The organism is Nocardia sp. IFM 10818 (assembly GCF_054655275.1).
This window is the reverse complement of the sequence record NZ_BAAHJH010000002.1, coordinates 93,407-118,589: the sequence shown is the minus strand read 5'-3', so window position 1 is coordinate 118,589 and position 25,183 is coordinate 93,407. Positions and strand designations below refer to the sequence as shown.

Here is a 25,183-nt window from a genome sequence, read left to right as displayed (position 1 = left end):
GGCCTCCGCGGTTCGAGGGGTGGTCAGCCCCGCGCATGATGGATTCTTTACAGCATAATGCCTATTGCCTTTTTGTGGCAGTTTTTTGCGATGGTTCCGTCGCGGGAAAACCGGCGTCGGTGGCGTCCGGTCACTGACCTACCGTCCGTCCCATGACCGGACAGCATGCGTTTGCGCTGGCCGAGCAGGGTTCCCCGCCGGCCGGAGCTTCGATGACCGCGGGTGAGGAGGTGGCATCCGCCGAGCGGGTCCGCAACCATCTCGCGGTCGTGATCGCGGCCTGGGGCGGCCCCGACATCGCTCTCGCCCACCACCGCGGAGCCGCTGTGATCGGTGATCCGACGACGGAGGCGGCGGTGCTCGCGATGGTGGTGCCCGCCCACGGCACGATCCGCAGGATGCTGGCCCTGATGACCTTCGGGTTCACGCCCACGCGGATCGCCGCGGAACTGCAGGTGCCGCGCGACCATTTGCGCACCGTCGGAGGCCGGCGCCTGTGGGAGGCCGACCCGGGAACCGATACGGTGACCCCCGACCTCTATCGCGCGATGGCCGCGCTGTTCACGCGCCTGGAACTGACGACGGGAGGGGGTGGATCGAAACGAGCGCACGGCATCGGACGGAGCCTTGGTGGGGTGATGCCGTTCGCGTGGGACGAGGAGGCCATCGACGACCCGGCCGGGGCTCCCTGCGATTGTGTCCGAACCCGGGAGTCCAGCGGCGCGGACCGTCGGGCGCACTGGCGCGAACTGATCCGCGCCGAGTTCCGTCCCGGCCAGGACAGCGCCGCGACGTTCGGCAGACGGATGGGCACCAGTGCACGGACCATCGAGCGCGGTCTGCGGGAAATCCGCGCCGAGGATGCCGCGGCGGCGCAGGTTCCGGCGGTTCAGTCGGCGGCGTGAGCGGCCCGGCGCAGGTGCTCCATGGCACGATCGACGACGCGTTGCACGGCGACCGGGGAGAGTCCGCGCTCGTGGGCGATCTGGTCGATGGTCGCCGGGCGGACGCCATCGAGACCGTACAACCGGGAGACGACCTCGCGTTCGCGCGCGGTGAGGGTGTCCAGGAGTTCGACCAGTTCCGCTGACGCGTCCTCGGCCGGCGACTGCCCGGACCGACGGTCGCCCAGATGATCGCCGAGGGTGACGGGGCGACGGTCGCCATCGTGGCCGATGACCGCGTCGAGGGAGGCGACCGGTGCCAGCATGTCCAGCAGTGCCAGCAGGGTGCGCTGCGGGATCCGCAGTTCCTCGGACAGTTCAGCTGCGCTGGGGGTGCGGCCCAGCCGTGATCGGAGCTCCGACTGTGCGGCGGCGACCCGACGCAATCGTTCGGTGGCGTCCTCGGGCAGTTTGGTGAGGCTCGCGCCGATGATGGCGCGCTGCTGGAAGTTGCGGACCCACCACGAGGCGTAGGTGGAGAACTTGTAGCCGCGGGTGTAGTCCCATTTGTGCACGGCGCGGATCACCCCGAGTATTCCCTCGGTGACGAGGTCCTCGGAGGTGATCAGTCCGAGCCTGATGGCCCAGTATTGATGCTTGGCCCACAGCCGGGCCAGCCCGAGGTTGTGCTCGACGAAACGGTCGAACGCGAGCTTTCCCGCGTCGGCGGCGGCGGCGAGGTCCGCGCGGGTGAACTTGTCCGGCCAGCGCCCGTTCTCGAGCAGATGCCGGGCGTACAGGCCGGCCTCGATGGCCTGTCCGAGCTCGACTTCCTGCGCGGCGGTCAGCGTCGGACGCCACCGGTTCCACAGGGCGACACGATCGGCGTCGGCCCAGCCGCCCCCGGGTTCCGCCAGCGCCGTGCGGTTGGGGCGGGCGATCGGCGCACCGACGTGCCGGAGGCGATGTCCGGGGTCGGCGCAGGCCTGGTGCCCGATAGGCACGGCGCGTGCCGCGCGGGTGGTCCGGTCGCTCATCACGCACACTCCGTCCGTGGGTGTCGATCTAACTGGGGGTCGGTGGTTTCCGCGGCGAGCAGAGCGTCGAGAGCAGGCAAGGGACGGTAGCTGGGTGGTCGACGGCGGCCGAGGCGCTGGTCGAGTTCGCGGACCCGGGCGGCATTGCGGGCGGTCACCCAGTCGCGTTGCAGTTGCAAGGCGGCGGCGAAGCCGAGTTCGCGGGCGAGCCACGATTTGGGCCAGCCGCGGTCGATCATGTCGTCCAGCAGCAGCCAGGTCGGTCCGGCGGGGATCTTGGTGTTCGGGGGCGCGGCCTTCCATACGTCATCCAGGCGCAGGGCGAGGACGGTCTGCTCGGTCGACGGCAGGACCCGCCTGGTCTCGCCGGAGATCAGTCCGGTGACGGCTTTCTTGTTCAGGTGGCAGGCCTGGGCCAGAAGATTGATCGACGCGCCACGACCGTGGAGCAGGCGCAGTCGGGCGCGGGTACGACCCGCCTCGACGAGGTCGGTCGTCGGCTCGCCCGCCGCGGCCCGGCGCGCGCGGGCGGCATGGTCGGCCCGGTTGGCGGCGGTGCAGTCGTGGCAGTGGCAGCCCTTCACGTAGCCGGTGCGGGTGCCGTGCGGTGTCTCGCCGATGTCGCGGATCTGCCGCGGGGCCGGCGGGTGTTCCCACTGCCAGCCCGGAATCGCCTCCAGAATCCGGGTGCGGCTGTCCGCGAGCGTGCCGTGCCGGTGCAGAAACCGTTGACGGGTGCACCAGACCGACAAGTTCACCTCGTGGTCGGGCAGGAACTCGAGGTGGTGGTACGGGACGCGGCAGTGCCCGGTGCGGGTGGCGAATTGGCGCAACGCTTCGACTCCGAGCAGCCACAGCGTTTCGTCGTGGTACCAGCGCAACGCTCCACCGGCGGCGGCGCGGGCACACGCCACTTCGACCTCGTCGATCACCGGCTGCGCCAGGCGCTGGGTGGCGTGCTGGCGGCGGAGCTGGTTGAGCCATCCGCCCAGCGCATACCCGTCCTCGCGGTGGTCGGCAGGGACGTTGGCGTGTTTCTCCCACGCGACGAACTCCCGCAGCGCGTCCACATGGTCGGCGTCGGTGCCCGGGATGATCTGCCACGACCACCCGGAAACCGCGTCCAGTTGACGGGTGCGCCACTCGTCGAGCTCACCCTGACGGGCCAGTATGCGTTGCAGCGCGCACCATCGGCCGACCGTGGTGATCCCCGTGTGGGCCTCGGCCCCGGCGAGGCGTGTGCGGGCGACCTCGGGCGCGTCGAGATCCAGGCCGCCTCGGTCGGCGGCGAGTGCGGCGATCTGGGCGAGTTGGAGGGCCCAGCGCTCGTCGGTGGCGTTCCATGTCCAGCCGGGGACGGCCATCAGGCGGTGGACCCGCAGCGGTTCCAGCATCTTGCGGCGGTAGGCGAGGCGCTGACGCTCGCACCACCGACCCAGGTCGGAGCCGCGGCCAGGGCGGGTGTGGCCGTGGGCCGCGGCGAAGAGTTCGAGTTCGGCCAGTTTGCGGTCCCACACGGTGGTGGTCGCGTCGACGGTGCGGGCGATCAGGGCCGCACGGTCGGGACCCGAGAGCACCTGGAACCGGATCCGGGTGAGGTCGGCGGTGGCGCGGTCGCGTTCCGGGCGCCGGGCGACCGCGTCCATCTCGACGGCGAGCCGACGGTCCATCGCGCGCAGGCCGCGCAGGATCCGCCAGGCCGCCGCGAAGGATCCGGTGGACAGGACGGTGTCGTCGTCGAGGCCGGCGGGCACACAGACCGGGATCAGCACGGTGCCGCGCTGCTTGCCCGGGGCTTTCCGCAGCGCGCGACCGACGGCCTGGACGATGTCGACGTCGCCGTTGCGGGGGTCGGCGAACAACACGCCGTCGACGGCGGGGATGTCGACACCTTCGGCAAGGCAGCGCGCGCTGCTGACCACGATCAGCTGCCCAGCCGGTGGCGTGGCCAGCAAAGCCAGCGCCGCGGCGCGCTGCGCGGTCGGGTCCACGCCGGCCACGCTGCGCGCCACGACGGTGCGACCGTCGGGCAGGCGCAGGCCGTCGACGGCCGCCGCGAACGCCCGGGCCTTGGCGACGCGGCCGTGGAAGCTCAGCACGCTGTTCAGCCCTTCGGCGGCGGCGGTGAGGAGGGCCGTGACCGGGTCGGGGGTGGTGTCCCCCGGGCTTTCGTAGATCAGGACGTCGTAGTCGGCGAGCAGGTCGCGCTCGATGGCGTCGGCGAAGTCCAGGCAGGTCGCGACCGGTCCGAACACCGATTCGTCGCTCATCGAGAATGTGTCCTGCGCGGGGGCCGCACCGGCGGTGACGTCCCGGGCGGCGAGGACGACCTGGGTGGCGGTCATGAAGACTCGGGCGGCGGCCGGGACCCGGAAGGTCTCGCGGAAGCCACGGGAGGGACGGCCGGCGAGATGATGGGCCTCGTCGGCGATCAGCAGGTCGAACGACGCGGAGACGGTGCGGGCAGCGGCCGCGACAATCCCGACCGAGTGATAGGTCGAGAAGATCACCACCGGCTGGTCCCGGGGTTCCTCGAGCACTGCTTCGACGATGTCGGGACTGCGGGTCACCTTGGCGTATTGGGAGGCCCAGAAGGAGTCGGCCACGTCCTGGTCGTCGCCGGCGGCGCGTTCGGCGGTTCCGGCGGCGGTGCTGGGATCCGAGCAGGTGATCAATGCGACGAAATCCCATCCGGTCGCCGATCGCCACTCCTGCAGCGTCTGCGCGACCAGTGACAGGGACGGGACCACCACCAGTGTGAGGCGGCTGTGCATCCGTTCGGCCAGCCACCGGCCGATCAGGGTCTTGCCGGTGCCGCACGCCATCGTCAGCTGGGCGCGGCCGTTAGCACGCAGCGTCGTGACCAGGGCGTCGACGGCTTCCCCCTGGTGGGGGTGCGGTCGGCGGCCGGTCACCGGTGCGAGGGCTGTCACGGGCGTTCCTCCTTTCGGACGTCGATGGGGCTGTGACGGTAGGGCATCACCCGGACGTCTCAGGGCTGCGATTTCCCGGCGAGGATGGCCGGCCACCAGGGGACGACCGGGTTGTCGTCACCGCGCGGCAGCATGGGTTGCACGATCGCCTGCACCGCGTCGCCGATCCGTATCAGGTTCGTGCCGCGTGCCGCCTGCTGCCAGACCATTGCGCCGCGGCCGAAATGGGAGCTGACCTTGGCGAACCGTGCGAGCAGGGCGGGGTCGACGACCACCGGCTGCGCCCGCTGTGCGGGGGCCGCGCGTACCTCGCCGATGACCCGGTCGAGCAGCGTTCGCCAGTCCGGCAGCTGGTCGGTGTAGACGTGGCCGGCCACCGGGTCCGCATGGGTCATCGCCAGGGTGAGCTGCCCGGCATCGAGGGTGAGGGTGGTGTGATCGCGACGGTTCTCGCGTACCGCCGCCCCTTTGAGGTAGGCGCGCACCGCGCGCAGTCCGAGAGTGGCAGTGAAGGTGTCGCCCTCGTAGAGGGTGGTGCGCACAGCCGCCATGACCGGGAGGTCGCATCCGACGGCGATGAGTTCCCCCTCGCTGGCGTGCAACTGGATCAGTGCGAGATCCGGGCGGCCGACACCGGTGAAAGCGAAAGGCAGGGCGGAGCCCAGCACATCCGCCAGTTCGGAGGTCGGTACACGGCCCGTGGCTTGGCTCGCCATCGCGGAATCTCCTTTCCTGGAACGGATTCGGGCTGATCGGCCGGTGCTCGGGGACGGAGGCCCGCCCCCGAGCACGCACGGTCAGCGACGGAACTCGAGCAGATACCGCAGACGAACCTGCGCGGCGTCCGGGACGATCGTTTCGTTGTTGATGACACCGCAGGTTCCGGCGCGCACCGACAGCGAGTTGAAGCCGTTACGCGGGTCGCAGAAGCGGGCCACCACGTCGTGGTTGCGATCGGCGGGGGTCGTCCGCAGTTCCTTGCCGAGCGCCACCTGGGCGTCGAACAGGAAGCAGCGTTCGTCTCGTGCCCCGGACCAGGTGCCGTAGCTGTAGTTCAGCGCCTTGGTCGACTGGTCGCTGACGTAGATGCCGTCACCGAACATCCGGCCGGTGATCACCGCCGTGCTGCCGGTGCGGGGCGGGACGTACAGGCCCTTGTGCAGGATGCTCAAGACGTTGAAGGTCCGGCTGCCGTGCCAGAACCACCGGACATTGCCCAGCGTTTCTGCTCGGGTGTTCCAGTCGTCCGCGCCGGTGGTGTCGGCGAGTTCCCATGCCCGGTGCAGGCGCAGCCGCGCAGCGGGGTGGGCGTGGTTGATGCCACGCTGGTAGTACCCGCGCAAGGCATCGACCTTTGCGCCGTTGTCGTCGAGGTGGCGCAGGGTGTGCCGGAACTGAACGCGGGCGTCGCCTGCGCCGACGGTGATCGCCGCGTCGAGTTGGTTGAGGAATTCGACCTGGTCCGCGATGAACCCCGGGTCGGTGAACTGGGCTTGCCATCCGGCCTGACGGGGCATCTTCTGCGGCACCAGCATCAGGTACTGGTCGACGGCGCGAAGGTTGCCACGGGCGGCGGCCTGCAGTTCGGCGCGCGCGTCCGCGATGGCCGTCGCGGTCACCGGTCCAAGGGCGGTTTCCATGCCGCCACCGCGCGTGGCGGTGATCAGGCCACCGGAGGTGGTTTGGATGTGGTGGCGGTTGAGGTCGGCGAGGGTGCGCACCAGTTCCCCGGTGACCGGGTCGTTTCCAGCCAGTTCGCGGCTGGCGATGTCGCGCAGCGAGCCCGCCGACAGCGGCGCGTCGGCGCTGGATCCGTCCTGAACCCGCTTGTAGCCGCGACGCTGCTTGGCCCGGATCGCTGCTTCGAAAGCGGCGTGTCCACCGGTCAGGGTCTTCTGCTGGCCCTTTGTGACTCCCACACGGCCCCAGCGGGTCAGCACCGTGCCGTCGTCGTTGAGGGTCACCTCGTAGAACTTGTTGCTGTTCGCGCCGGCCTCGGTCTTCACGAGCATGGCCTTTTCGCCCATGGTTACGCCTCTTCCGAATGAGCGGCGGGGTGGTCAGCCCCACCGAACGAGTGGATAGTTACAGCATAATGCTTAATGACTTATCATGCAATAGTTGTGTCAGCCAGTGAAGGGCTCATCCCAGTACGCCAATTCCGGTGTGGCGGTGGACAATTCGGCAATGCGGGCGTGGTACCAGTCCAACGCCGCAGGCAGGCAGTTCGTACAGGTCTTGGCGCCGCGCGGATGCGGTTGCCCGCAGACGGGGCGGCCCTTCCTGCGCAGGTGCAGACTCCACGACACCGAGTCCGCCGAGGTGAGCAGGTGCCCGTACCGACGCAAACCGACGATCTTGATTCCGTATCCGTGTAGCCGATGCACGCCACGGGCCCGCACCGCCCACACGATGCGGTGGATCTCGGCGGTGTTCTGGCGGCGGCAGATCGACCCGAGACCGACCAGCGGTTCCCGTGTCAGGTCGATGCCGGCCTGACGGTAGAAGTCGATACAGCGCAGATACTGCGCCAGGGTGAACCCTTGCAGTACGGGAATGAAGTCGAGGTCCGGGGCGATCGCGCGCAGTTCGCAGAGATTCTCGACGGTCCGGTGCTGGTGCACCGCGACCAGCTCGTCGTAGGACAGACGGCCGCGTGGATCGATGAACTGGCGGGTTCCGACGAAGGTCTGCCCGTCGTAGGTGCCGCCGTAGATGACCGGGCGCTCGCACATCTCGTCCATCGGGGACACGACGGCCAGCAGGCCGATCGTGTCGCGGTAGCGGCGCACCCGATCGGCGTATTCGGCGGCGGTGATCGTCCAGCGGCCGCTGTACTGCAGCCGGCTGAACGCGCCGGAGTCCAGCATCCACGGCGCCACAGCGCGGGGCAGGCGCACCCGTCGCTCGAGACGGACGTCGGAGATACACAGGGGCACGCCGGCACGGGCGAGCCAGGCCGGATTATTGCTGCCCAGATAGAACCGCGGGCCACTCATGCGTCCGGGCCTATCCGGCGGATCCGGTCCGGGTCATGTGAACGGCTCCTCTCGGGGGTGAGGCCGGTTGGGCCTCCTGCCAGTCGCGATAGCGTTTGACGAGCCGGTGGCGGAACTTGGTGGCTGCGGCGCGGGCGGTGTCGGTCTTGGCGGCGGTGACGGTGAGATAGGGCCTGTAGGCGGGGTTGAGGCGGTCGCGGTCGGCACCGAGCAAGCCCCGCCCGACGATGCGGCCGGGATACGGCTCACATCCCGGGGGCGGATCGTCGCCGTCGTAGAGGGTCAGGTCCTCCCCTGCGGTGGTGCGGTGCCTGAGCATGCGCGCGGCACCCGACACCGGCCGCCACACAGTGCCCGCGCCGATGTGGCGGGCGATCGCCGCGAGCGGGTCGGCCGCGCCGAGAGGGTCCCCGGCGGCGGTGAGTCGGTGGTGGAGCGCGGCGCGGAAGGCGGTGAGATCGACGCGCGGGTCGACGAACTCGATCGCGGTGAGATGGTGATGGGCGAGGCAGTACTCGCCCCGCGCATATGCTTGGCCGGCCTGGTCGAGCAAGTCGTGCAGCTGTTGTGTGCGGTGCCGAATCGCCTGGTCCCGGGCGGGGCCGTCGGTCAGTAGCTCCGGGCGGCGGCGCAATGTGGCGTCGACGGCCGCCGCGACGGCGGCCGGGTCGGTCGCGGCGGCCAGTTCACGCAGGTGGGTGGCCACAAGTCGGTCGGCGATCTCGGCGAGGGTGAGGCCGAGTCCGGCGAGGGTGTACAGGTAGGCGTGGTCTTCGACGACACAACGGATCCAGGCGTGCCGTGTGTGGTGGCACCGGGACCGGTCGACGGGCGCGGTGGTCACGGGGCCGCGGCGTCGGGATCCGGCACGGCATTGTGGCCAGGGCATCCGATGTGGGGGTTGAGGCAGGCATGTATGCCGAAGGCGGTCATGCCGCCCTCGGCGCGGGCGCCGAGTGCGAAGGCGCGGGCGAGTGCGTTGAGGCAGGCACCGCGGTCGGGTCCGTCGAACAGGAGGTCGTCGCCGTGGGTCGCGATCACCGCCACGGCCGCCCGGCGTTCGCGGTCGACGCGGTCGGCCGGCCAGCGGCTGGTCTCCTCGATGCTCAGCGGGACCAGCCCGAGCAGGATGTCGGAGAGGTTGCGGCAGTAGCGGATCCATTCCGATCCGACGTCGGGCAGTGGCACCGACACCACACACCCGAAGCGGGCGGGCGGGCGGGGCGCGGGTCGGTCCTGATAGGCGGCGGGGCTCATGCGATCGGCCGATTCCGGGCGCGGTGTTCGCGGTACTGACGCAGGGTGCGCGCGTCGAGGAGGGTGTGGCTGGTGGCGACGGGACCCTCGGCGGTGTGGAACCGCACGGTGTACAGGCCGGGCATGCCCGGGGCTTCCTCGATGTCGGAGACCATGTAGCGGAATCCGCGGATCTCGACGGGCACCGCGTCGCGAGGCCAGTCGACCGGATGGACGGTGAAGCTCTCCTCGCGCACGTGCCGCAGTTCGCGGGCCGGGTTCCGCAGGTCGACGAGGGCGTAGCGGCGCTCGGCGGAACCGCAGATCGAGGCGTACAGGCAGTCGTGGCAGCGGATGTGATCGAAGCCGGGACAGGGAACGACGAGGTAGCCGTCCCCATGCAGCCTGGTCTTGCTGCCGAAATAGCGGGCGAACGACATCACCACGGGAACATCAGCAGTCACTCGGTTGCTCATTTCTGCAGGTGGCGGGGTGGTCAGCCCCGCCAACGGACTGGATGGTTTTATCTTAGTGCTTTATGACTTTTGGTACAACGATCTCGATAGGCCCGAGCTGGCCCAGATCGTGATGAGCCAGGGATTGCGTGGGCGGGCGGAGGACCTGGGTCGGGTGACGATGTGCGCGTCGGGCACGCGGGCTCCTTGCCGTGTGGTTGCGCAGCGGCACGGGAGACCGGGGTCGATCCCGTGCCGCCGCACGCGAGGTCAGGCTGCGAGCGGGGACGGGTGGCGGGTGGTCGCGGGTTCGACCGGCACGCTCGCCCACAGGCAGTCGGTCACGTAGCCGAGGCCGGGGCTGCACCAGGTGGTGCATTCCTCGTGCCCGCAGGAGGGGCGCGGATCGCGGGTCGAGAGCGGCGGGATGCTGGTGTTCACAGGGACTCCCGAATGTCGGGGCGGGTGGTCGGCCCGCCCGAATGATTGGATACTTACAGCATAATGCCTTGTACTTTTTGTTTCAAGGGTGCTTGACGTGGTGGTGCGCGGAACGCGCGACGGACGGCGGCACACGACCGCGGCGGTGCGGTGTCCGCGCACGAATGAACGCCGGCGGGTGAGGGCCGCCGGCTCGGGGGGTTGTCGAGGTCAAGCCCGGGGAAGCGCTGTCACCGCGTCGAGCAGGTGCGCGTTGAGAGTCACCTCGGGTGTGGTGTCGGCGCACCGCAGAATGTCGGGAGTGGCGGCGTCGTGGATGACCGTGGCGTGGGTGCGGTGACGCGACAGGCCGACGCAGACACGACCGGGTTCGAGGGCGAACGGTTCGGCGCTGCGATATCCCGCGAGCGGATGCAGCACGACGGACGCCGCGCGTTCGAGACCCTGGAGACTGTTGGCGGTACCCACCAGGACGTCCGGCTCGTCTGCCAGGGCGGCCCGCACGGTGGCGGCCTGGGCCACGTGTGGCACGACGACCGTGATGTCCTCGCCGGTCAGCGGCCGGATCACACCATCGCTGTCGCGGTGGCGGCATCCCAGCAGCTCCCGCACCCGCTGTGCGCACTCGTCGAGCAGCACCGGATCGGTGGGGCCTTCCACGGCCCGCAACGGACGCTGGGTCAGTTCCGGGAGGACCGCGCCGGAGGCGTCGAGCAGGCACTCGGGTGGGCGGCGCGAGGTGAACGGCAGATCGGCGTAGAAGATCGGCTGGATCAATGCGGTGGTCTCGGCACCGAGCCGCCAGGTGTGCGGGAGGTGCAGGCTGTGCACGGCGGTGGGATAGGCGGCGAGCATGGCCTGCGGTGCGGGCAGGTGGGGGGCGGTCGGGTTGCCCGCCCAGCGGCGGGTGTTGCCGGTGACCACGGGGTCGATCTGGCCGGGGTCGCCGACGGCCACGATCTGCCCGGCGAGCGCGCCGAGCGCGCCGAGGTCGGCGTAGGTCATCTGCCAGGCCTCGTCCACGATGAGCACGTCCGCGCCGAGCCGGTCGGGGTCGGCGTAGAGCCAGCGCGCCGCGACCGCGACGATGATGCCGCCGCCGCGCGCGGGCCAGCGGGCGCGCTGGGTATCGACGGTCGGCACGGTGCCGCTGCCCGGTGCCGGGGTGTTCTTCTTCCACAGCAGCGAAGCGAGCGAGGTGCGCCCGGACAGCCGCGCCGAGATCTGGCAGGCCTGGGCCTTGGTCTGGGCGGCGACCGCGACACGCAGGCCGCCGTAGTGCGCCAGCGCCAGCGCCAGCAGAACGACGAGGCGGGTCTTGCCCGCGCCGGGCGGTGCCTTGGCTATGACCACCCGATCACCGCTGAGAGCTTGGAAGAACACGCGTGCGGTCGCGGGATCGTCGAGGATCTCCGAACCGGGCCAGGAGTCGTCGGTGGCGATGACCTGCCCGCGTTCGGCAACCGTCGCCGCGTGCGGCGTGGCCGGTGCCGTGGACTGCGGAACGCGGATGCGCATCAGGCGTCCTCGGTGCGGTCGTGAGAGCGAACCGACCAGCGGGCGTGCCAGGCGGGCTCCGCGCGGCGTCCCTGGAAGTCGGCCCATTCCCCGTCCAGGGTGCGCCGCATCAGTGCGTACTCGAGACGGCCGGGGTATCGCCGCAGTTCGGTGTCGGCGGCGGCTCGCGCGGCGGCCTCGGTGGCGTACGGTCCCACCACCCAGCCCGGACCGTGCTGAGAGAAGATCAGGCCGTAGTCGTAGCCGTCGCTGTCACCGCGAGCGGGTGCGACGGCGTGCAGCACAGCGGATACAGATGGCATTCGGTGCCTCACTGGTGCGGGACAAGGTGGTCAGCCAGGTCCAACTGGTGGATATCTATATCATATGTCATCAGGCATTTTCGTTCAACAATCCATTTAGTGAATCGGAGCGGCGCGGTGGCCGGCGAGTGATGTGATTCCGCCGCCGCGCGGTTCTCCCCTACTCCGGCTGGTCTGCGTCCGCCTCCCCATCGTCGGCGGCCGCGATGAGCAGGGCCAGCGGCACTTCCCTGCGGCTGGGCGGGGGCGGAGCCTGCCCGGTGGACAGCCACGACCGGCGGTTGTAGCGCCGGAACAGGGTGCTCCTGCCCGCGCCCTGCTGGTGGACGTTCGGCGGTTCGGGGATCAGGCACACGTGATCCCCGATCGCCGGAGACGCCTTGCCCCCGACTCCGGTGAGCTCGAGGACCAGCTGCCCGGTGGGCGCGATGCTGGTGGCGCGGACCTCGGCGTGGAAGCGCCGGTCGGGCACCGAGTCGAGCGCGCCCGTCCACCCCTCGACCGAGGACCCTTCCCGCAGCCGCGACTCGATGCGGTCGCAGGTGACCGTCAGCACCGATCGCGCGCCGGGGGTGCCGACCGACTCGACGGTGCCGCTGACGACATGACCGCTGAAGACCGCGCGCTGCCGCCACAACGGGTCGTCGAGCAGCGCGGCTTCCCAGATATCGGCGGCGTCGCACCGCGACCGCAGCCCCAGAGCGGCGCTCAGGGGGGTGTCGGGGCGGGTCCAGTCGCCGCCTGCCTCGGCCAGCGCGCGGGCGCGGTCGTAGCTGCGCTGGTCGTCGTGATGGGTCGCCTCGAGCCGGGGCAGCAGTGGCGCGGTGGACAGCAGCCCCGCCCAGGCGTGCAGGCCGGGACACCCGGGGTCGGCCACGCCGAGCCAGCGCCGCCACGCCGCCGGATTGGCGTCGGCGGCCGGTGCCGTCCCGAGCATGAGCGTGGCGCGCGAGGCGGTGACCAGCTGCACCACCGCCGCCGTGCCGGGGTGATCGGCGCGCTCGTCCCACCAGCCGCACAGGGCGGCGGCGGCGCGGACCGTCTCGTCGGCGTCTTTGGCGTGGCGGCGCGCGAGCAGCTCGAGCACCGCGACGGTGGCCGTGTCATCGGTGAGCAGTGTCGTGAACGCCGGGGCGGTGATCGTGGCTCCGTGGGCGGCCAGCAGCGCCAGGGCATCGCGATCGGTGGCGCGCTCGGCAGAACCGTCCACGGCGGCCACGGTGACCTCGACGCGGCCCTTGCGCAGTCGAGCGCGGATCGCCAGGGTCGTCGGCCGGGCGGTGAACACGCTGTAGGCCAGGCGGCGCACCGGGCGGTGGCTGCGCTCGGCGTAGAGGCGTTGGGCCAGGTCGAACAGTTCCACGCTGGTCATGTCGAGGACTCCTCGTACGGGGACGGCGGCACGTCGGGGATCGGCGAATCGGCGGCACGCCATCCGGCGCGCAGCGCGTCGGCGGCGGTCGTGGCCAGGTCGGTGTGCGCCAGGCCGGGCACCTGCGCGGCGGTGATCCCCGTCCCCGTCAGCAGGTGCAGGGCGTAGGCGGCCAGGTCCGGTGCGGTCATCGGCGTGCGGGCGTCGGGGTGCGCGGGCGGGTGGACGGCACATGCACGGTCGTCGCCCAGGCGGGCGGGGCGGCGGCGCGCGGATTGCCGATGATCACACAGATCAGGTGGGCGCGGGTGCGCTCGGTCGGCCATGGGGTGTCGCCGTCGGTGAGGACGACGATCACGTCCGGGGCGGGACGTGCGGCCTCGGCGGCGGCGATGCCCACCCGCATGTCGGTGCCGCCGCCGCCGACCAGTTCGATATCGGCGGCCGAACGGACCCGTGCGGGGGCGGTGCTGGCGGCGTCGCAGGCCAGCACCTGCACGTTGTCGCGATCGACGCAGGACGACTCGAGGACACCAGTGACCTCGGCGACCGCCGTCTGGAGGTCGTGGGTGCTCATCGACCCGGAGGTGTCCACGACCTCGCAGACCCGCACCACCGGTTGGCGCATGGCGGGCAGCAGCACGCCCGGTATCCGGCGACGCGCGGGGCGGCTGTAGGTGGGATAGACGTGACCGGCCTTGTTCGCGATGGCGCGGCGCAGACCCGAGCGCAGCTGCCGGTTCCACGGCACCTGCGGCGGGGCCAAGACCTGACCCGCCCAGCGCACCATCCCGGCGGGAGCACTGCCCCGGCCCCTGGTGTTGGCGGCCATCACCGCGTCGGCGACCTGGCGGCGCACGATGTCGGCGGTGACCGGATCGAGGCCTTCCGCGCCGTCCACCGGAGCCCCTTCCCAGTCGTGCGCGGGGCATCCCGCCCCGGACCCGCACGGGGGTTCGTCGCCCAGGTCGAACTGGTCGCCGCGCTCCCGGATCGCGTGGTAGTACTGTTCGGCGAGCCAGCCGGTCGGACATCCGAACGGGTCGGCCGGGGTGATCGCGCCGTCGGGCAATGCGATGCCCGCCGCGAGCAGATCCTGGTTGATCTCCGCGTCGGCGGCGTAGTTCCACAGGACCGGTGACACCGGCTGCGGTGCGATGTCGGCGGCGCGGGCCGCGTGATCGCGCAAAAGGTGACTGACCTCGTGCAACAGCACCGCGCCGCGCAACGCCGGGGGCCAGGCCCCCTCACCGACGAGCAGCACCGGGTCCATGTAGAGCCGCCAATGCTCGTCCACGGCGAAGGTGCCCAGGCCGGGGGCGGCGAGCGGAACCAGCCGGAACAGGGCGTGGAGGTAGTAGGGCATCACCTCCCCCGCCACCAGCAGCGCTTCCTCGTAGGCCTCGCGTTCGGCGGGGGTCGGCACCCGTACGGCGTCCAGGGTCATGCCACGTCCTTGCTCTGGTCGGCGAACACCTTGGCCAGCACCGGCTGGAAGGCCTTCTTCGCCTGGGCAGGGATATTGGCGCTGGGCGGGCGGGCCTTGCCCAGGGCGCGCGCCGCCGCCGCAGCAGCGGTGGTCCGCCCGGCCTGACGAGCGGCCAGCAGTGGCCCCCAGGCTTCCCGCCACGCCTCGACGGTCCCCCGTGAGGCCTCCCACGCCACGACGCCGAGCAGCACCGTGGCGACCCGGTCGTCGCGGGCGGTGGCCCAGTCGAAACAGGACGGGTCCGCCACCACCGACGCGGGATCGGGCAGGTCACGAGCGTTGCGCCAGGTCAGGAACTGCTCCCCCACGCCGGTGCCGACCAGGCCGCACACGAGGGTGTGCACGGCGGGCGTGTCGTCGGATTTCAGGTGCGGCAGCGTGCGCGCCAGCATGTCCCAGGTGCGCGCCGAGGGCCACGGGCCGCTCTTGTCTTTGGCCTGCTCGAAGCCGTTCAACAGGGTGGGGTTGGCGCGGACGAAGCCCAGCACGTCGGCTTTGGCCGCCGCGCGGGCCACGTCGGTGGCGCTCACCGCACGGGAGGGGGGCGGCGCATTCCAGTCGGTTGCCATGCCATCGAGCCATTCCTCGGTGGTCGGGGCGAAGTCCACGTGGCAGAACCGGTTCGCCATCGGCGGCTCGAGCTCGTATCCGCCAGCGGCCGATCCGGTGGGGTTGGCCCCGGCGACCATCATCACCTCCGGCGGCAACTGGAGGTCGCCGACGGTGCGGTCGAGGATCACGGTCAGCATCGCCGATTGCACGGCCGGGGGGCAGGTGGTCAATTCGTCGAAGAACGCCACGCCGCGCCCCTCCTCGGCCAGGTGGCGCGCCCATGCGCCCGGCACGAGCACGTAGTCCTCGCGCTCCTGGCGCACCAGCGGGTAGCCGCCGATATCGGCCTGGTCGCGGATGTTGCCCAGGATGATCTCGCAGGGCAGTTGGTGGTGCGCGGCGAAGCTGGTGACCACTTTGCTCTTGCCCATGCCCGGATGGCTTTTCAGCAGCGGCGGCACCCGGCCGCGCCCGCATGCGTCCACAACGGTGATCGACGTTCCCAGATCAGGCACAGCGATACCTCTTTCGGAGGGGAACGGGGTGGTCAGCCCCGCACTGAATGGATGGTTATAGCATAGTGCATTAGCCCTTTTCTTACAAGGGGTCTATACGTTCGCGGGAGCGAGTCGGAGCACGGTCGTGACGCGGTTCCGCACGGTCGCGGCCGCGGTTACCCTGAGTGCTATGACGGACCGGGAAGTTCAGCTGTCGCTGCCCGAGGAAGTGGCGCGCCGGCTCACGGCGGCGCTGACCCAGGCCGCACCGCGCCCGGCGCCGGCCACCGACCGGGATCAGGCGCTCGCACGGATCGAGCAGCTCGCCGGCGGTGCCATCGACCCCACACTGCTCGCGAAGGCCTACGAACTGCTCGGGCACGGGCCGGGCCGCGGGGCGCCGCACGCCGGCGCGGCATGAGCGAAAAGCTCCCTGGCGGTGTGTGTTTCGATCGCGCCGCCATCATCGGGTGGGCCCATCAAGCAGCGTGGCCGTTGGCCGTGGGGTTCGCGTGCGTCCAGACCGGCGATTCGATCATCGTGCCCGCCACCGCGCTGGCCGAGGCCCGCGCCTACATCCCCGCCGACCGGCGCGACGTCCTGGCTGTCCTGCTGGATCTGCCCAACACCGTCGTCGTCGATCTCGACGAGCCCGGTGGCGTGGCCGTCGGCGCGGTACTGGCCGCGGCGGAGGAGCCTCGGGCCGCGCTGCTGTCGGCCGCGCAGGTCGTGGTGGCCGCGGTCGGTCGCGACTACCCCTGCCTGACCGACCGGGGAGACCGGCTGCGGGAACTGGATCCGCGTCTCGTGGTCGACGAGCTCCCCTGATCCCGCCCCGCTCTCACCGGTGGAACACCGGCCACACCACGGACGGCAGATACAGCATGATCAGCGTCTGCTCGAGGGTCGGCTCCACGACCAGCGGCCTGATCCACGGGGCCGCTCGCACGGTCAGCCGGATGCGCGGACCACGCGGCCCGCGGCGGACCACCAGGTCCAGGCTGCGGTTGTAGGCCGGGGAATCCCAGCGCTCCCGCTCCGCGGGTGACACGAGCCGGTGCTCGGTGTAGCGCAGGACCAGGCGAGGCCACCGGGCGACGATCACCCAGTCCCCCGCCTGCGCCGCGTCGGCCACGGCAGCCCGGAGCTGCTGCGCGGCAGTGGGATTCGTTGTCATGCCTCACTCCTGACTCCCAGGGATGCCGAGGACGGCGGGGGGTCGTCCTACGACACGGCCGGGGTCGTGTCGCCGTGTGCGCTGCAGGTGTTGGTGGGGAGTCCGTGCCACTCGTCTCCGCAGGACCGGCACCTCGGATACGCGGCGCCGGGTCGGAAGCCGCGGTCCAGCGTGGCCTCGATGAAATCAGCGATGGTGTCGCCGGACTTCGCCAGCGGCGCCCCGGCGAGCTCGACCGAATCGGAGGGCGTGAACCGAAGCCGCGAGAGCAGCAGTTCGGGTTCGGCGAGGCGCGCGTGGATCTCGATGGGCACACTGCGGTCGGGGTGCGTGGGCAGGTCGGGGGTGGCCGCCTCGGGCGTCCAGGATTTGCCGAGACTCGCGGCCACGAGCTGATGGCGGCGACTGAGCCTGCGCCACAGGGGATGTCGGTACTCGTACTCGGACAGGAGTACCTGAGCGACGGTGACCGCGTCGTGTTCGGTGGCGGCACCTTTGGCGTGGACCGCGCACAGGGCGTGCAGGGATGTCCACAGTGGGTGACCGTCGGTGCGGACATCGGGCACAGCCCGCGCCCAGTCGTCGACCTGCTCGGCGAGCACGTGCATCGGGCTGCGGATGGCGGGCAGGGCGAGCACCGGGCGGTCCGGGGTCGGGCGGTGGCCGACCGCACGGAGAAGTCGGTGGAAGATCCCGGTCATGCAGCCTCCTTGATCGAGGGATCGGGCAGCGAATCCAAGAACGCGAGAGCGCGCCTGGTCGCAGCGATCGCGGTCGCGATTCCGACCTGTTTGTCGTGGTGTTCGACCACCGCGGCGCGGCGCGCGGCCGCGCGTTCCGGCGCTTCTGGATCGGTGAGGGTGTCGGCGCACACGACGAGCACGTCGGTGCCCAGGCCCCAGAGCATGGCGTTGACCGCAGCCAGGGCGCTGGCCAGGCGATCACGTTCCTGCAGTACCCACCTGTAGGCGGCGGGGTCGCCTCCAAGATCGCGAATGTGCTGCGCGGCGGAGCGGAACAAGCCGCCGGTGCCACCGGCCGGTTCGTTGAAACGGGTTCCCGGGTCGGGCAGTTCGGATCCGAACACCATCCTGGCCATCACGTCGGCGACGTCGGTGGGTGTGTGGTACTCCCCCATTCCTTGGCGGGCACCGTGGGAGCGCATCTGGGTGAGCACGGCGCCCAGGACGTCGACACTGGAACGCAGGTCGGGGTCGTGGTAGCCGGTCAACGTCGTCAGACCCGCATTGAGGACGGCCATCGCCACGCCGCGGACACCGCTCATCAGTTCGGTGTCGAGATCATCGGTGTCCAGCCATTCGTGCAGGGTGAGAGCCTCGTCCACCAGGTAGGGCTGATCCAGCCAGGCACGGGTCCAGATCTCCCGCAGGAACGCGGCGAGGTCGGTGTCGCTCAGCTTTCCGATCTTGCGGGCCATGTCCTTACCGTTCTCTCCGTCGAGCGGCTGGACGAGGGCGAGGGCAGCGACGGTGCCCAGGGCGATAGTGATGTTGTTGCTGAAGCTGCACCGATGCCAGGTCGTGGCGGTGGCTTCGGCGATGCGTTGGGCTGTGTCGATCGCGGAACGGGACATGGGCACGCGCCTTTGCGTGGGGAGCGAGGTGGTCAGCCCCGCTCAAGGAATGGACATCTCTAAGCATAGTGCCCTTTACACTTTGCTGCATGTATGCCATCCGTGTGTGTCCGGTCTGCGCGCGGCCGGCCATGTCAGCCGGCCTGTTGCCGTCCGGGGCCGGCGTGGCCGGCCCGCGGGTAGGGCGTGAACAGCCGGCCGTCGACGCTGGTGTGGACGGGCATGCCCAGGTCACGGGCCAATCCGACGGCGCGTCCGGCATCCGGGTCGTTGTTCCACCCTGGGGCCAGCACAAGGGCGGTGCAGTCGAGCAGGGCGTCGATCTGGGCGCGGACACAGATCTGGTGGCCCACTCCCGTGTGATCGCGCAGGAATTCCTGCGGCTCGGTCACGCAGGCCCCGTGGGCGCGCAACGCTGCCGCGATGAGGGCGGTGCGCGGGTCGGTGACGGGGCCGGCGAGGAAGTACCGGTCGGCGCGCTCGGATGGCGGAGGGGTGGAGGCCGGGGTCGGGGGGTGGGGCATGGTGGTCATCTCCTGCCGTGCTCGCCGGTGTCGGTCGCTGCCGCGGCGGCGAGGAGGCGTTTCTTGAGTTCGCCACGAGGGTCGCCGTTCGGCAGCAGGGAGGTGTCGATGACGTTCGGCTGGGATTCGTAGGGACGCAGCCCGTTGCGGATGAGCTCGTACTGCGCGGGATGGGCGGCGGCCAGCCGCAGGCCGGCCTGTTTCTTGGCCTGGGCGTAGGCGATGCGGCGAGGATCGTCGAGCTGGCGTTCCTCGATCTCGGCGACGGCCTCGCGCACCAGGTTCAGGCATTCGAGACGTCGTTGGTTCATCGCGGCCAGGTAGCGGCGCGCGGCGAAGATCTCCTCCGCTTGAGCGGGCGTGGCCGTGCGCAGGCACTTCGGGGCCGGGCCCAGGTCGTAGGGCCCGCGCGCGTGTGCCTGCCTGAACCGGGCCTGCGCGAGCGACTGCAGAGCGGCGTGCCAGCGCCGCAGCACCAGCGGGTGGGCGAATTCCTCGTTGGGCGTGTCCTGGTCCTGGGCATCCTGGGCGACGAGCTGGCGGAAGCGGCCGTCGGAGACCTGCAGCAGCCGCTGCACCTCGGGGGTGACCGGGTCGTCGATCCAGCGGTCGGTGCAGCCCTGCTCGATGAAGTCGAACGCGTCACGGCAACGCCGGGGACGCGCCGGGTCGACACCGCGCGCGACCAGCACCTGGCGCAGCAGGGCGTTGTACTCGCGCGGGTGCAGTTCGGTGAGCCATTTGCGCGCGGTGGCGCGGGCGTCGGACGCGATCCTGACCGGCAGAGTGCGCGCTGCGGCCTCCCGGCGATAGGCGCCGATCAGGATGCGGGACTCGTTGAGCCGCACCCGCACGGCATGCAGGTGGGCCACGGTTTCGGCATGGCGCGGGTCCTGCTCGTAGTCTCTGCGCTCGGCGGTCACCTGCAGCTCGGCTTCCTGCCACAGCAGCGCGTCGTTCCAGTCGAGGTGCCGGTCGGGGGTTCGCAGCATCCGGGCGGCGCGTTTGGGCAGCGTTCCCAGGGCGTCGGCGAGGGCGATGGTCGTGCGGGCGCGGAAGCTGCCGGCGAAGAGTCGCTCCAGTTCAGTGGCCGACTTGCGCGGTGCCTCGGTCACACTCAGAGCGTTTCCGCGGCCGCGGCCGCGGCCGCTGTCGCGGCGGCCCGCCGTCGTGGGCGGCGCGGTGCGGGCCGGTGGGGAGGTCATCGATCCGTCCCGCCGCGTACTCGGTCGATGAGCTCGGCCAGCGCCACTTCGTAGGGGGTGTAGTGGCAGAACACGGTGTGCTGGGCCGTGGCCGGGTGATACTGCAGCACGGTGGCCGAGCCGCCGCTGCGGCTGACGAGCTTCGCCAGGTGCAGCGCCATGCCCAGCGTCTTGATGGGTTGGCGGGCCTTGATCGGACGCCGGTAGTCCTTGACCGGGATGTCCGGGCAGTTCACCGGATCCGGGAAGGTCCACGTGCCGTCGTGGCGGATTTCGACCACCCACGGCAGCTTCTTTGCTGACATGTCGACCACACCTCCTCTGGGGACCCGGTCCGGGCGGGATGCCGGGCGAACTGGTCTTGATGCGGTGGAACGTAGAAGACCGACCGGACATCGTCGCTGTCCCAGTTCCCGTCTGAGTGATCACTCCCGGTCCGCGGCACCCGGATTCGCGACAGGTTCGCTCCAGCTATTGAACCTTCAGGTTATAGGCCCTATGCTTTAAGTGTCCAATCCACGTGCGGGGCTGACCACTTCGCACCACAACTCGCCGGTGGCACCCAGCACACCCTCGAACGGCTACCGCCGTGCGTGGTCCTGGGTGCCACCGGCTCAGGAGGTGAAGAGCATGGCGAAGACCGTCATTGCCGTCCGGGAGCAGATCTCGCTGGACGTTCTGCTGGTCCGCTCGACGGACCCGGATTTCCGGATGGCCGCGTGCCGTGGCGAGGATCCCGAGGAGTGGTTCCCGTTTCCCAGCGTCGACTTCTCCTATGCCCGTCAGGTCTGCTTCGGGTGCCCGCTGATGGACGCCTGCCGCCGGTGGGCCGCGCAGACCGGACAGAGCGGCGTCTGGGGCGCGGTCGAGTTCGCGCAGGGCAAGATCGTGCGCGACCAGTGGGGGCGGCCCGTCGTCGCCAAGCCCGCGCGCGCCTGAACCGAGCCGGCCGCCCGGGTCGACCGGTCTTCGGGCCCCGAATCAGAGGGTCGGTTCGGCGCCCACGGTCATGGCGCGGTCGACGATGTCGTGCACCGATCGGCTGATGTGGCCGCATCGTTCACACCGGCCCGGCAAGGGCTGGCCGACGAGGGCCAGAAAGTGCGGCTGGCACAGCAGCTGCTCGAGATCGGTGCCGGTGCAGCAGTCGCGCGAGACCACCGCCCAGCGGGCCGTTCGCACGAAGCCGATCGCGCCGGCGCGCCGCTCCAGATCGCAATGCCCGCACGCCGGCATCAGATTCTCGGCGCCGGCGCGCGCGGGCGCCTGATCGCCGTGTCCGCCGTTCATCGGGTCGCACACCTCCCGCCGGTCGTCGGAGCGCCGCGGGCCGGCCCTCGGGTTCGGATCGATTCCGGCGGCGTCATGGTCGCTGTCCACGGTATCTCCGCTGATCATGCCCGGCGGTGCCGGCGGCGCCGCGACCCGCCGGGCGGCCTGCGCCTTCCCTCCCCCGTACACGCATTTGGACGATAATGCAATACGCATTATCGTATGTGTACGCATCAACCGCCCGGAGGAAAGGCCCTACCGTGACCGCATTCGATGTCGACGCAGCCCGGGAACGGCTGCGCCAGCGGGAGGTGACTCCCGAGCGCGCCGAGGAACTGCTGGCCAAGAAGCACCTCACCGCCACCGAGGTCGCCGAGATCCGCGGCGTGTCCTCGCGGAAGGTCGCGCGGCAGACGCTGCGCAACTGGGGTGTGGAGGCCATCGGCCGCGGCGCCGGCCTCAAGGGCAGCGAGTCGATCTACGAGGCCGACAAGGTGTGGGCGGCGATTCTCGCGCACCCGCTGGGCAAGGCGTGGCGAACCGGGAAGACCGGGCTGCTGGGCGGACCGCGGCAGCCGCGCAAGATGACCCCCGAGGTCGTCGCCAAGGCGGTCGAGATCTGGAATACGTCCCCGCAGGACCTCGGGCAGTCCTTCAAGGCCTGGACCTACCCCAAGCTCACCACCTACCTCAACGAGCAGGGGATCACCGACGCCGGCGTCGTCGCGGTCCGGCGCACGGTCGGCGCGGCCCTCGAGAAGGCCGGCGCAACCAGGTAGTCCGCCGGTGCGCTGGATCGGCGATCAGGGTCTGCTCCCCCGCGGCACGGTCTTCATGACGGACCGCGTGATGGCGGGATGCACGGTGAGCGCGGCACCACGGCGGTAGAGCGCTGCCGGTCGGCCGCCGTGACGGGTGGTCTGCCGGCCTGTCGGCACCAGAACCCCCGGGCTGTTGGTGATCTTGCGGTTGAAGTTGCGCTGATCCAACGGCTCACCCCAGATTGCCTCGTACACCTTGCGCAGCTCGGTGATGGTGAACTCCGGCGGGCAGAACCAGGTGGCCAGCGTCGTGTGTTCCAACCGGTTTCTCGCCTGCTCCACGGCGTCGGCGACGATCCGGTTGTGGTCGAAGGCGAGCATCGTGTCCCCGTCGAGGATGGACTGGACGGGGATCCACATGGCCGCTCGCGCGTCGTCACCCGCGGTGGGTTCCGCGGCGCCGGGCACGAACGCCAGATAGCAGACCGTCACCGTCCGCCGGCGCGGATCGCGATGCGGGGCACCGTAGGTGCGGATCTGCTCCAGATGCGCGCGGTCGATGCTCAGGCCGGTTTCCTGTTCCAACTCCCGCGCGGCGGCGACGTCCAGATCCTCACCGTCCTCCAGGTGGCCGCCGGGCAGCGCCAGCCAGCCGGGCCAGGGTTCCTTGCCGCGTTCCACCAGCAGGATCTGCAGGGTGTCCTCGCGCACCGTGAACACGGTCAGGTCGACGGTGAGGGCGACCAGTACTCGGGCGCTCATGCGACATCCCCGCTCTGCTGCAGCCTCCGGTGGTCGATCCCCCGAGACTTTTACGTCCAACTGACATTTAAAAGGTAGGGCCCCTCTGGTCTATTGTCAATATGACGTAAACAGCGTTCGGGCGAACCTTTCGCGCAGCGAACAGCTTTCGGGCGCGGCGCCGAGGTGCCCGGCCGAAGGAGACCCACCGGCCCGGCACCGGGGCAGACCCCGTCTGGAGCGGGGGTGAGAGCCCGGCGGTGATCCCGGGGTGCAGGGTCCGATGGCCGCTAGCGCGGTCTCCGGTGACGGAGCGTGCGAGGCGGGCGCCTTCCTCCCGGTCGACGCCGCGGATCCCGGGCCGCGAACTGGCCTCGGGGCTGCCCGTGGGAAGCCGGCGCGGCGGCTGGCCGGGAGGTCCCGACAGCACGGCACGGATCTGACGGTTGGGCCACCGGCGGGCGCGACCGTGGCGACGGGCACGCTGCCCCGAGCGCAGCACGGTCGACCGCGTCGACGGGCACCTCCGATGCGCCGGTGCGCCGAGGGTCGCATCCGGGCCCGGCCGCGCGGTCTCGCCTTCCGTGTCGCCGACCGAGGTGCTCGTGACATGAGCCGCCGGGGCGCTGGGCTCCGTGCCGGCGGGCGGCCGGGAGGTCTCAGTGCCCGGCTGATCGATTCGCGTCCGGTTCCGCCGGCGGGTCAGGCGACGCTCGGCGGCGGCCCGTGTGCCGCCGAGAACGTCGGCGAGATGGTCGGCGGTCCAGTGGTCGCGGACAGCCAGGTCGAGGATGACGTCGATCTCGGCGGGCAACAGGGTGACGGTGTGGTCCAGGCCGAGGCGGCGGTGGATGGCGACGGGGTCGATGCCCTGGCGGACCTGCGGGTAGTGCGGTCGCCCGCGCGGATCGTCGATCTCGTCCTCGTCCCAGGCCAGCGGGGTGGCGTAGCCGAGGTCGCGGGCGGTGTCGCGCAGTGCCGGGTCGGGACCGGGGGTCATGGCGAGCGCGTCGAAGGCTCGGGCGATGCCGTGCCAGACCGCGGCGGGGATCTGACGGTCTTCGGTGAGGTCGGCCAGCAGCGCCGGGAGCGCGTCGATGACCTCGGTGTCGCAGTGGTCGGCGAGGGCGGTCGGGTGCCAGCCCATGGCGAGTAGTGCCCGGACTCGGCGTTGGGCACCGAGCGCGGGTCCGTGCGGCGCGCCGGGCAGGGGGCCGTAGCCGACGGCCATGATGCGGGCGGCGACTTCGGCGTCGACGCCGGTGCGCTCGTGGCGGGCCACCACACGGACGACCTCGAGGGGCAGGTCCGCGGCGGCCGCGATGTCGGCGATGGTGCGTCCGAGCCGTTGCTGGGCGGCCAGATATCCGCGAGGTTCGGTGACCGGCACGGTGTCGGGACCGTCCCGGCGAACGTGTCGACCGTCGAAGGTGGTCCAGCGCGATCCCGTGCCCAGGGGGCGGGCGGGACGGCGGGCGGGAGACGGCGGAGAGGAGGTGGACCCTGCGCAGGCCAGACTGGGGCCCAGCCCAGCGGCCTGCGCAGGTGGGGTCCGGAGACCGGACCCGACCGGCGTATGCGGCCGGGGAACCACCCCCAGCGGTGCATCGACCGGCTCCGAGTGGGTAAGTGTAGCGGATCGGGTGAATCCGGGTGCACGGCAGGAGGATTGACTGCGGCCGTCGAGTTTTGGGGTGCGCGCAACACACGTCGGCATGGGACGCTCGCGTTCTGTTCGGCAATGCGATTGGTCAGATCGCACTTGTGTGGATGTCCCGGATGATAGCGCCGAGCAAGGGGGTTCGGCCAAACCTCGCCGTCGCGGGGCGCTCATGACTGGTCCCCGGTGGTCAGCCGGCGTTGCAGCCACCGCTGGTAGCGGTGCCACGCCAGGGAGGTCAGGCCCGCGAGGGCGGCAGCGAGGGCCAGGCCGAGCAGGATCAGTCGGCGGGTGTCGAATCCGGCGACGTCGCCGGGCAGCGTCCAGACCGGGTGTGCGCCGGCGGCGACCAGGACGTGGTGGTCGGCCAGCCATGCCACGGCGATGTCGCGCCAGGCCGGGATGGTGAGCAGGATCCCCGGCACCGCCAGGGCGGCACCGATGACGAGCAGGAACAGGTCGTCGTCGGACATGGTGGTCGCCGGGCCGGAGCGGCCGGACCCGGGGTGGGGGCGGGAGGTGTCGGGCATGGTG

General features: G+C 70.8%; 30 protein-coding genes. 5 read left to right on the top strand and 25 right to left on the bottom strand.

Annotated elements, in window-relative coordinates:
* Positions 1–152: 152 nt before the first annotated feature.
* Positions 153–905, top strand: coding sequence for a hypothetical protein (locus ACYQ5L_RS39590; RefSeq protein ID WP_459963833.1), 753 nt, complete (start codon positions 153–155; stop codon positions 903–905).
* On the opposite strand, the gene ACYQ5L_RS39585 is transcribed toward ACYQ5L_RS39590, so the two are convergent.
* From ACYQ5L_RS39585 to ACYQ5L_RS39515, 15 genes are all read right to left on the bottom strand, one after another.
* Complete coding sequence (locus tag ACYQ5L_RS39585; protein WP_459963832.1) at positions 890–1,921, bottom strand: sigma-70 family RNA polymerase sigma factor; 1,032 nt, start codon at positions 1,919–1,921, stop codon at positions 890–892. The genes ACYQ5L_RS39590 and ACYQ5L_RS39585 overlap by 16 nt on opposite strands.
* The gene (locus tag ACYQ5L_RS39580; protein ID WP_459963831.1) at positions 1,921–4,854 is read right to left on the bottom strand and encodes a helicase associated domain-containing protein; all 2,934 of its coding nucleotides are present in this window, start codon (positions 4,852–4,854) and stop codon (positions 1,921–1,923) included. Before ACYQ5L_RS39580 ends, ACYQ5L_RS39585 begins: the two co-directional genes overlap by 1 nt.
* 59 nt (positions 4,855–4,913) lie before the next feature.
* Complete coding sequence (locus ACYQ5L_RS39575; RefSeq protein ID WP_459963829.1) at positions 4,914–5,570, bottom strand: hypothetical protein; 657 nt, start codon at positions 5,568–5,570, stop codon at positions 4,914–4,916.
* Positions 5,571–5,651: 81 nt separating this feature from the next.
* Positions 5,652–6,881, bottom strand: coding sequence for a WGR domain-containing protein (locus ACYQ5L_RS39570; protein ID WP_459963828.1), 1,230 nt, complete (start codon positions 6,879–6,881; stop codon positions 5,652–5,654).
* Positions 6,882–6,980: 99 nt separating this feature from the next.
* Positions 6,981–7,853 (bottom strand): deazapurine DNA modification protein DpdA family protein, encoded by an 873-nt coding sequence (locus tag ACYQ5L_RS39565; protein WP_459963827.1) that lies wholly within the window; start codon positions 7,851–7,853, stop codon positions 6,981–6,983.
* 10 nt (positions 7,854–7,863) lie between these two features.
* The gene (locus ACYQ5L_RS39560) at positions 7,864–8,697 is read right to left on the bottom strand and encodes a hypothetical protein (protein ID WP_459963826.1); all 834 of its coding nucleotides are present in this window, start codon (positions 8,695–8,697) and stop codon (positions 7,864–7,866) included.
* Positions 8,694–9,110, bottom strand: a complete 417-nt coding sequence (locus ACYQ5L_RS39555; RefSeq protein WP_459963825.1) for a hypothetical protein — start codon at positions 9,108–9,110, stop codon at positions 8,694–8,696. Before ACYQ5L_RS39555 ends, ACYQ5L_RS39560 begins: the two co-directional genes overlap by 4 nt.
* Positions 9,107–9,553, bottom strand: coding sequence for a hypothetical protein (locus ACYQ5L_RS39550; protein WP_459963824.1), 447 nt, complete (start codon positions 9,551–9,553; stop codon positions 9,107–9,109). Before ACYQ5L_RS39550 ends, ACYQ5L_RS39555 begins: the two co-directional genes overlap by 4 nt.
* Positions 9,554–9,814: 261 nt before the next feature.
* Positions 9,815–9,985 (bottom strand): hypothetical protein, encoded by a 171-nt coding sequence (locus ACYQ5L_RS39545; RefSeq protein ID WP_459963823.1) that lies wholly within the window; start codon positions 9,983–9,985, stop codon positions 9,815–9,817.
* 210 nt (positions 9,986–10,195) lie between these two features.
* Positions 10,196–11,503, bottom strand: coding sequence for an AAA family ATPase (locus ACYQ5L_RS39540; protein WP_459963822.1), 1,308 nt, complete (start codon positions 11,501–11,503; stop codon positions 10,196–10,198).
* The gene (locus tag ACYQ5L_RS39535; protein ID WP_459963821.1) at positions 11,503–11,805 is read right to left on the bottom strand and encodes a hypothetical protein; all 303 of its coding nucleotides are present in this window, start codon (positions 11,803–11,805) and stop codon (positions 11,503–11,505) included. Before ACYQ5L_RS39535 ends, ACYQ5L_RS39540 begins: the two co-directional genes overlap by 1 nt.
* Before the next feature lie 160 nt (positions 11,806–11,965).
* Positions 11,966–13,177, bottom strand: a complete 1,212-nt coding sequence (locus ACYQ5L_RS39530; protein WP_459963820.1) for a hypothetical protein — start codon at positions 13,175–13,177, stop codon at positions 11,966–11,968.
* Positions 13,174–13,368 (bottom strand): hypothetical protein, encoded by a 195-nt coding sequence (locus tag ACYQ5L_RS39525; protein ID WP_459963819.1) that lies wholly within the window; start codon positions 13,366–13,368, stop codon positions 13,174–13,176. The genes ACYQ5L_RS39530 and ACYQ5L_RS39525 overlap by 4 nt, the downstream gene beginning before the upstream one ends.
* Positions 13,365–14,618 carry a vWA domain-containing protein gene (locus tag ACYQ5L_RS39520; protein ID WP_459963904.1) on the bottom strand — a complete coding sequence of 418 codons (1,254 nt, stop codon included), beginning with the start codon at positions 14,616–14,618 and terminating at the stop codon, positions 13,365–13,367. Before ACYQ5L_RS39520 ends, ACYQ5L_RS39525 begins: the two co-directional genes overlap by 4 nt.
* Before the next feature lie 2 nt (positions 14,619–14,620).
* Positions 14,621–15,733: an AAA family ATPase gene (locus ACYQ5L_RS39515; protein WP_459963818.1), complete on the bottom strand. Its 1,113-nt coding sequence runs from the start codon at positions 15,731–15,733 to the stop codon at positions 14,621–14,623.
* A 172-nt stretch (positions 15,734–15,905) separates the two neighbouring features.
* Here ACYQ5L_RS39515 and ACYQ5L_RS39510 point away from each other — a divergent pair, with 172 nt between their 5' ends.
* A complete protein-coding gene (locus ACYQ5L_RS39510; RefSeq protein ID WP_459963817.1) occupies positions 15,906–16,136 on the top strand; it encodes a hypothetical protein in 231 nt (76 codons plus the stop codon).
* Positions 16,133–16,543 (top strand): hypothetical protein, encoded by a 411-nt coding sequence (locus ACYQ5L_RS39505; protein WP_459963816.1) that lies wholly within the window; start codon positions 16,133–16,135, stop codon positions 16,541–16,543. The genes ACYQ5L_RS39510 and ACYQ5L_RS39505 overlap by 4 nt, the downstream gene beginning before the upstream one ends.
* Before the next feature lie 13 nt (positions 16,544–16,556).
* Here ACYQ5L_RS39505 and ACYQ5L_RS39500 read toward each other — a convergent pair whose 3' ends face one another.
* From ACYQ5L_RS39500 to ACYQ5L_RS39475, 6 genes are all read right to left on the bottom strand, one after another.
* On the bottom strand, positions 16,557–16,892 hold the full coding sequence (locus ACYQ5L_RS39500) for a hypothetical protein (protein ID WP_459963815.1): 336 nt from the start codon (positions 16,890–16,892) through the stop codon (positions 16,557–16,559).
* Positions 16,893–16,939: 47 nt separating this feature from the next.
* On the bottom strand, positions 16,940–17,593 hold the full coding sequence (locus ACYQ5L_RS39495) for a hypothetical protein (protein ID WP_459963813.1): 654 nt from the start codon (positions 17,591–17,593) through the stop codon (positions 16,940–16,942).
* Positions 17,590–18,486, bottom strand: a complete 897-nt coding sequence (locus ACYQ5L_RS39490; protein ID WP_459963812.1) for an N-6 DNA methylase — start codon at positions 18,484–18,486, stop codon at positions 17,590–17,592. Before ACYQ5L_RS39490 ends, ACYQ5L_RS39495 begins: the two co-directional genes overlap by 4 nt.
* A gap of 134 nt (positions 18,487–18,620) precedes the next feature.
* A complete protein-coding gene (locus ACYQ5L_RS39485) occupies positions 18,621–19,010 on the bottom strand; it encodes a hypothetical protein (protein ID WP_459963810.1) in 390 nt (129 codons plus the stop codon).
* Between the two features lie 5 nt (positions 19,011–19,015).
* Positions 19,016–20,125 (bottom strand): hypothetical protein, encoded by a 1,110-nt coding sequence (locus ACYQ5L_RS39480; protein WP_459963809.1) that lies wholly within the window; start codon positions 20,123–20,125, stop codon positions 19,016–19,018.
* 86 nt (positions 20,126–20,211) lie between these two features.
* The gene (locus ACYQ5L_RS39475; protein ID WP_459963808.1) at positions 20,212–20,520 is read right to left on the bottom strand and encodes a hypothetical protein; all 309 of its coding nucleotides are present in this window, start codon (positions 20,518–20,520) and stop codon (positions 20,212–20,214) included.
* 325 nt (positions 20,521–20,845) lie between these two features.
* On the opposite strand from ACYQ5L_RS39475, the gene ACYQ5L_RS39470 reads away from it, so the two are divergent.
* On the top strand, positions 20,846–21,154 hold the full coding sequence (locus tag ACYQ5L_RS39470) for a WhiB family transcriptional regulator (RefSeq protein ID WP_459963807.1): 309 nt from the start codon (positions 20,846–20,848) through the stop codon (positions 21,152–21,154).
* A gap of 42 nt (positions 21,155–21,196) precedes the next feature.
* Here the strand turns inward: ACYQ5L_RS39470 and ACYQ5L_RS39465 are convergent, their stop codons facing one another.
* Positions 21,197–21,676, bottom strand: a complete 480-nt coding sequence (locus tag ACYQ5L_RS39465; protein WP_459963806.1) for a hypothetical protein — start codon at positions 21,674–21,676, stop codon at positions 21,197–21,199.
* 71 nt (positions 21,677–21,747) lie between these two features.
* Between ACYQ5L_RS39465 and ACYQ5L_RS39460 the strand changes: the two genes are divergently transcribed.
* Positions 21,748–22,266 (top strand): hypothetical protein, encoded by a 519-nt coding sequence (locus ACYQ5L_RS39460; RefSeq protein ID WP_459963805.1) that lies wholly within the window; start codon positions 21,748–21,750, stop codon positions 22,264–22,266.
* Positions 22,267–22,290: 24 nt separating this feature from the next.
* Here ACYQ5L_RS39460 and ACYQ5L_RS39455 read toward each other — a convergent pair whose 3' ends face one another.
* The 3 genes from ACYQ5L_RS39455 to ACYQ5L_RS39445 all read right to left on the bottom strand — a co-directional run bounded on the left by ACYQ5L_RS39455 (position 22,291) and on the right by ACYQ5L_RS39445 (position 25,179).
* Positions 22,291–23,010, bottom strand: coding sequence for an NUDIX hydrolase (locus ACYQ5L_RS39455; protein WP_459963804.1), 720 nt, complete (start codon positions 23,008–23,010; stop codon positions 22,291–22,293).
* Between the two features lie 67 nt (positions 23,011–23,077).
* Positions 23,078–24,379 (bottom strand): hypothetical protein, encoded by a 1,302-nt coding sequence (locus tag ACYQ5L_RS39450; protein WP_459963803.1) that lies wholly within the window; start codon positions 24,377–24,379, stop codon positions 23,078–23,080.
* A 440-nt stretch (positions 24,380–24,819) separates the two neighbouring features.
* Positions 24,820–25,179 (bottom strand): hypothetical protein, encoded by a 360-nt coding sequence (locus tag ACYQ5L_RS39445; protein ID WP_459963802.1) that lies wholly within the window; start codon positions 25,177–25,179, stop codon positions 24,820–24,822.
* Positions 25,180–25,183: the final 4 nt, after the last annotated feature.

Bases quoted from the DNA above. Each gene is read 5' to 3' on its own strand.
- ACYQ5L_RS39590 (WP_459963833.1), top strand. From the start codon at position 153: ATGACCGGACAGCATGCGTTTGCGCTGGCCGAGCAGGGTTCCCCGCCG.
- ACYQ5L_RS39570 (WP_459963828.1), bottom strand. From the start codon at position 6,881: ATGGGCGAAAAGGCCATGCTCGTGAAGACCGAGGCCGGCGCGAACAGC.
- ACYQ5L_RS39475 (WP_459963808.1), bottom strand. From the start codon at position 20,520: ATGTCAGCAAAGAAGCTGCCGTGGGTGGTCGAAATCCGCCACGACGGC.
- ACYQ5L_RS39555 (WP_459963825.1), bottom strand. From the start codon at position 9,110: ATGAGCCCCGCCGCCTATCAGGACCGACCCGCGCCCCGCCCGCCCGCC.
- ACYQ5L_RS39485 (WP_459963810.1), bottom strand. From the start codon at position 19,010: ATGCCCCACCCCCCGACCCCGGCCTCCACCCCTCCGCCATCCGAGCGC.
- ACYQ5L_RS39445 (WP_459963802.1), bottom strand. From the start codon at position 25,179: ATGCCCGACACCTCCCGCCCCCACCCCGGGTCCGGCCGCTCCGGCCCG.
- ACYQ5L_RS39455 (WP_459963804.1), bottom strand. From the start codon at position 23,010: ATGAGCGCCCGAGTACTGGTCGCCCTCACCGTCGACCTGACCGTGTTC.
- ACYQ5L_RS39525 (WP_459963819.1), bottom strand. From the start codon at position 13,368: ATGACCGCACCGGACCTGGCCGCCTACGCCCTGCACCTGCTGACGGGG.
- ACYQ5L_RS39575 (WP_459963829.1), bottom strand. From the start codon at position 5,570: ATGGCGAGCCAAGCCACGGGCCGTGTACCGACCTCCGAACTGGCGGAT.
- ACYQ5L_RS39510 (WP_459963817.1), top strand. From the start codon at position 15,906: ATGACGGACCGGGAAGTTCAGCTGTCGCTGCCCGAGGAAGTGGCGCGC.
- ACYQ5L_RS39505 (WP_459963816.1), top strand. From the start codon at position 16,133: ATGAGCGAAAAGCTCCCTGGCGGTGTGTGTTTCGATCGCGCCGCCATC.
- ACYQ5L_RS39540 (WP_459963822.1), bottom strand. From the start codon at position 11,503: ATGCGCATCCGCGTTCCGCAGTCCACGGCACCGGCCACGCCGCACGCG.
- ACYQ5L_RS39490 (WP_459963812.1), bottom strand. From the start codon at position 18,486: ATGTCCCGTTCCGCGATCGACACAGCCCAACGCATCGCCGAAGCCACC.
- ACYQ5L_RS39495 (WP_459963813.1), bottom strand. From the start codon at position 17,593: ATGACCGGGATCTTCCACCGACTTCTCCGTGCGGTCGGCCACCGCCCG.
- ACYQ5L_RS39470 (WP_459963807.1), top strand. From the start codon at position 20,846: ATGGCGAAGACCGTCATTGCCGTCCGGGAGCAGATCTCGCTGGACGTT.
- ACYQ5L_RS39565 (WP_459963827.1), bottom strand. From the start codon at position 7,853: ATGAGTGGCCCGCGGTTCTATCTGGGCAGCAATAATCCGGCCTGGCTC.
- ACYQ5L_RS39500 (WP_459963815.1), bottom strand. From the start codon at position 16,892: ATGACAACGAATCCCACTGCCGCGCAGCAGCTCCGGGCTGCCGTGGCC.
- ACYQ5L_RS39585 (WP_459963832.1), bottom strand. From the start codon at position 1,921: ATGAGCGACCGGACCACCCGCGCGGCACGCGCCGTGCCTATCGGGCAC.
- ACYQ5L_RS39530 (WP_459963820.1), bottom strand. From the start codon at position 13,177: ATGACCAGCGTGGAACTGTTCGACCTGGCCCAACGCCTCTACGCCGAG.
- ACYQ5L_RS39535 (WP_459963821.1), bottom strand. From the start codon at position 11,805: ATGCCATCTGTATCCGCTGTGCTGCACGCCGTCGCACCCGCTCGCGGT.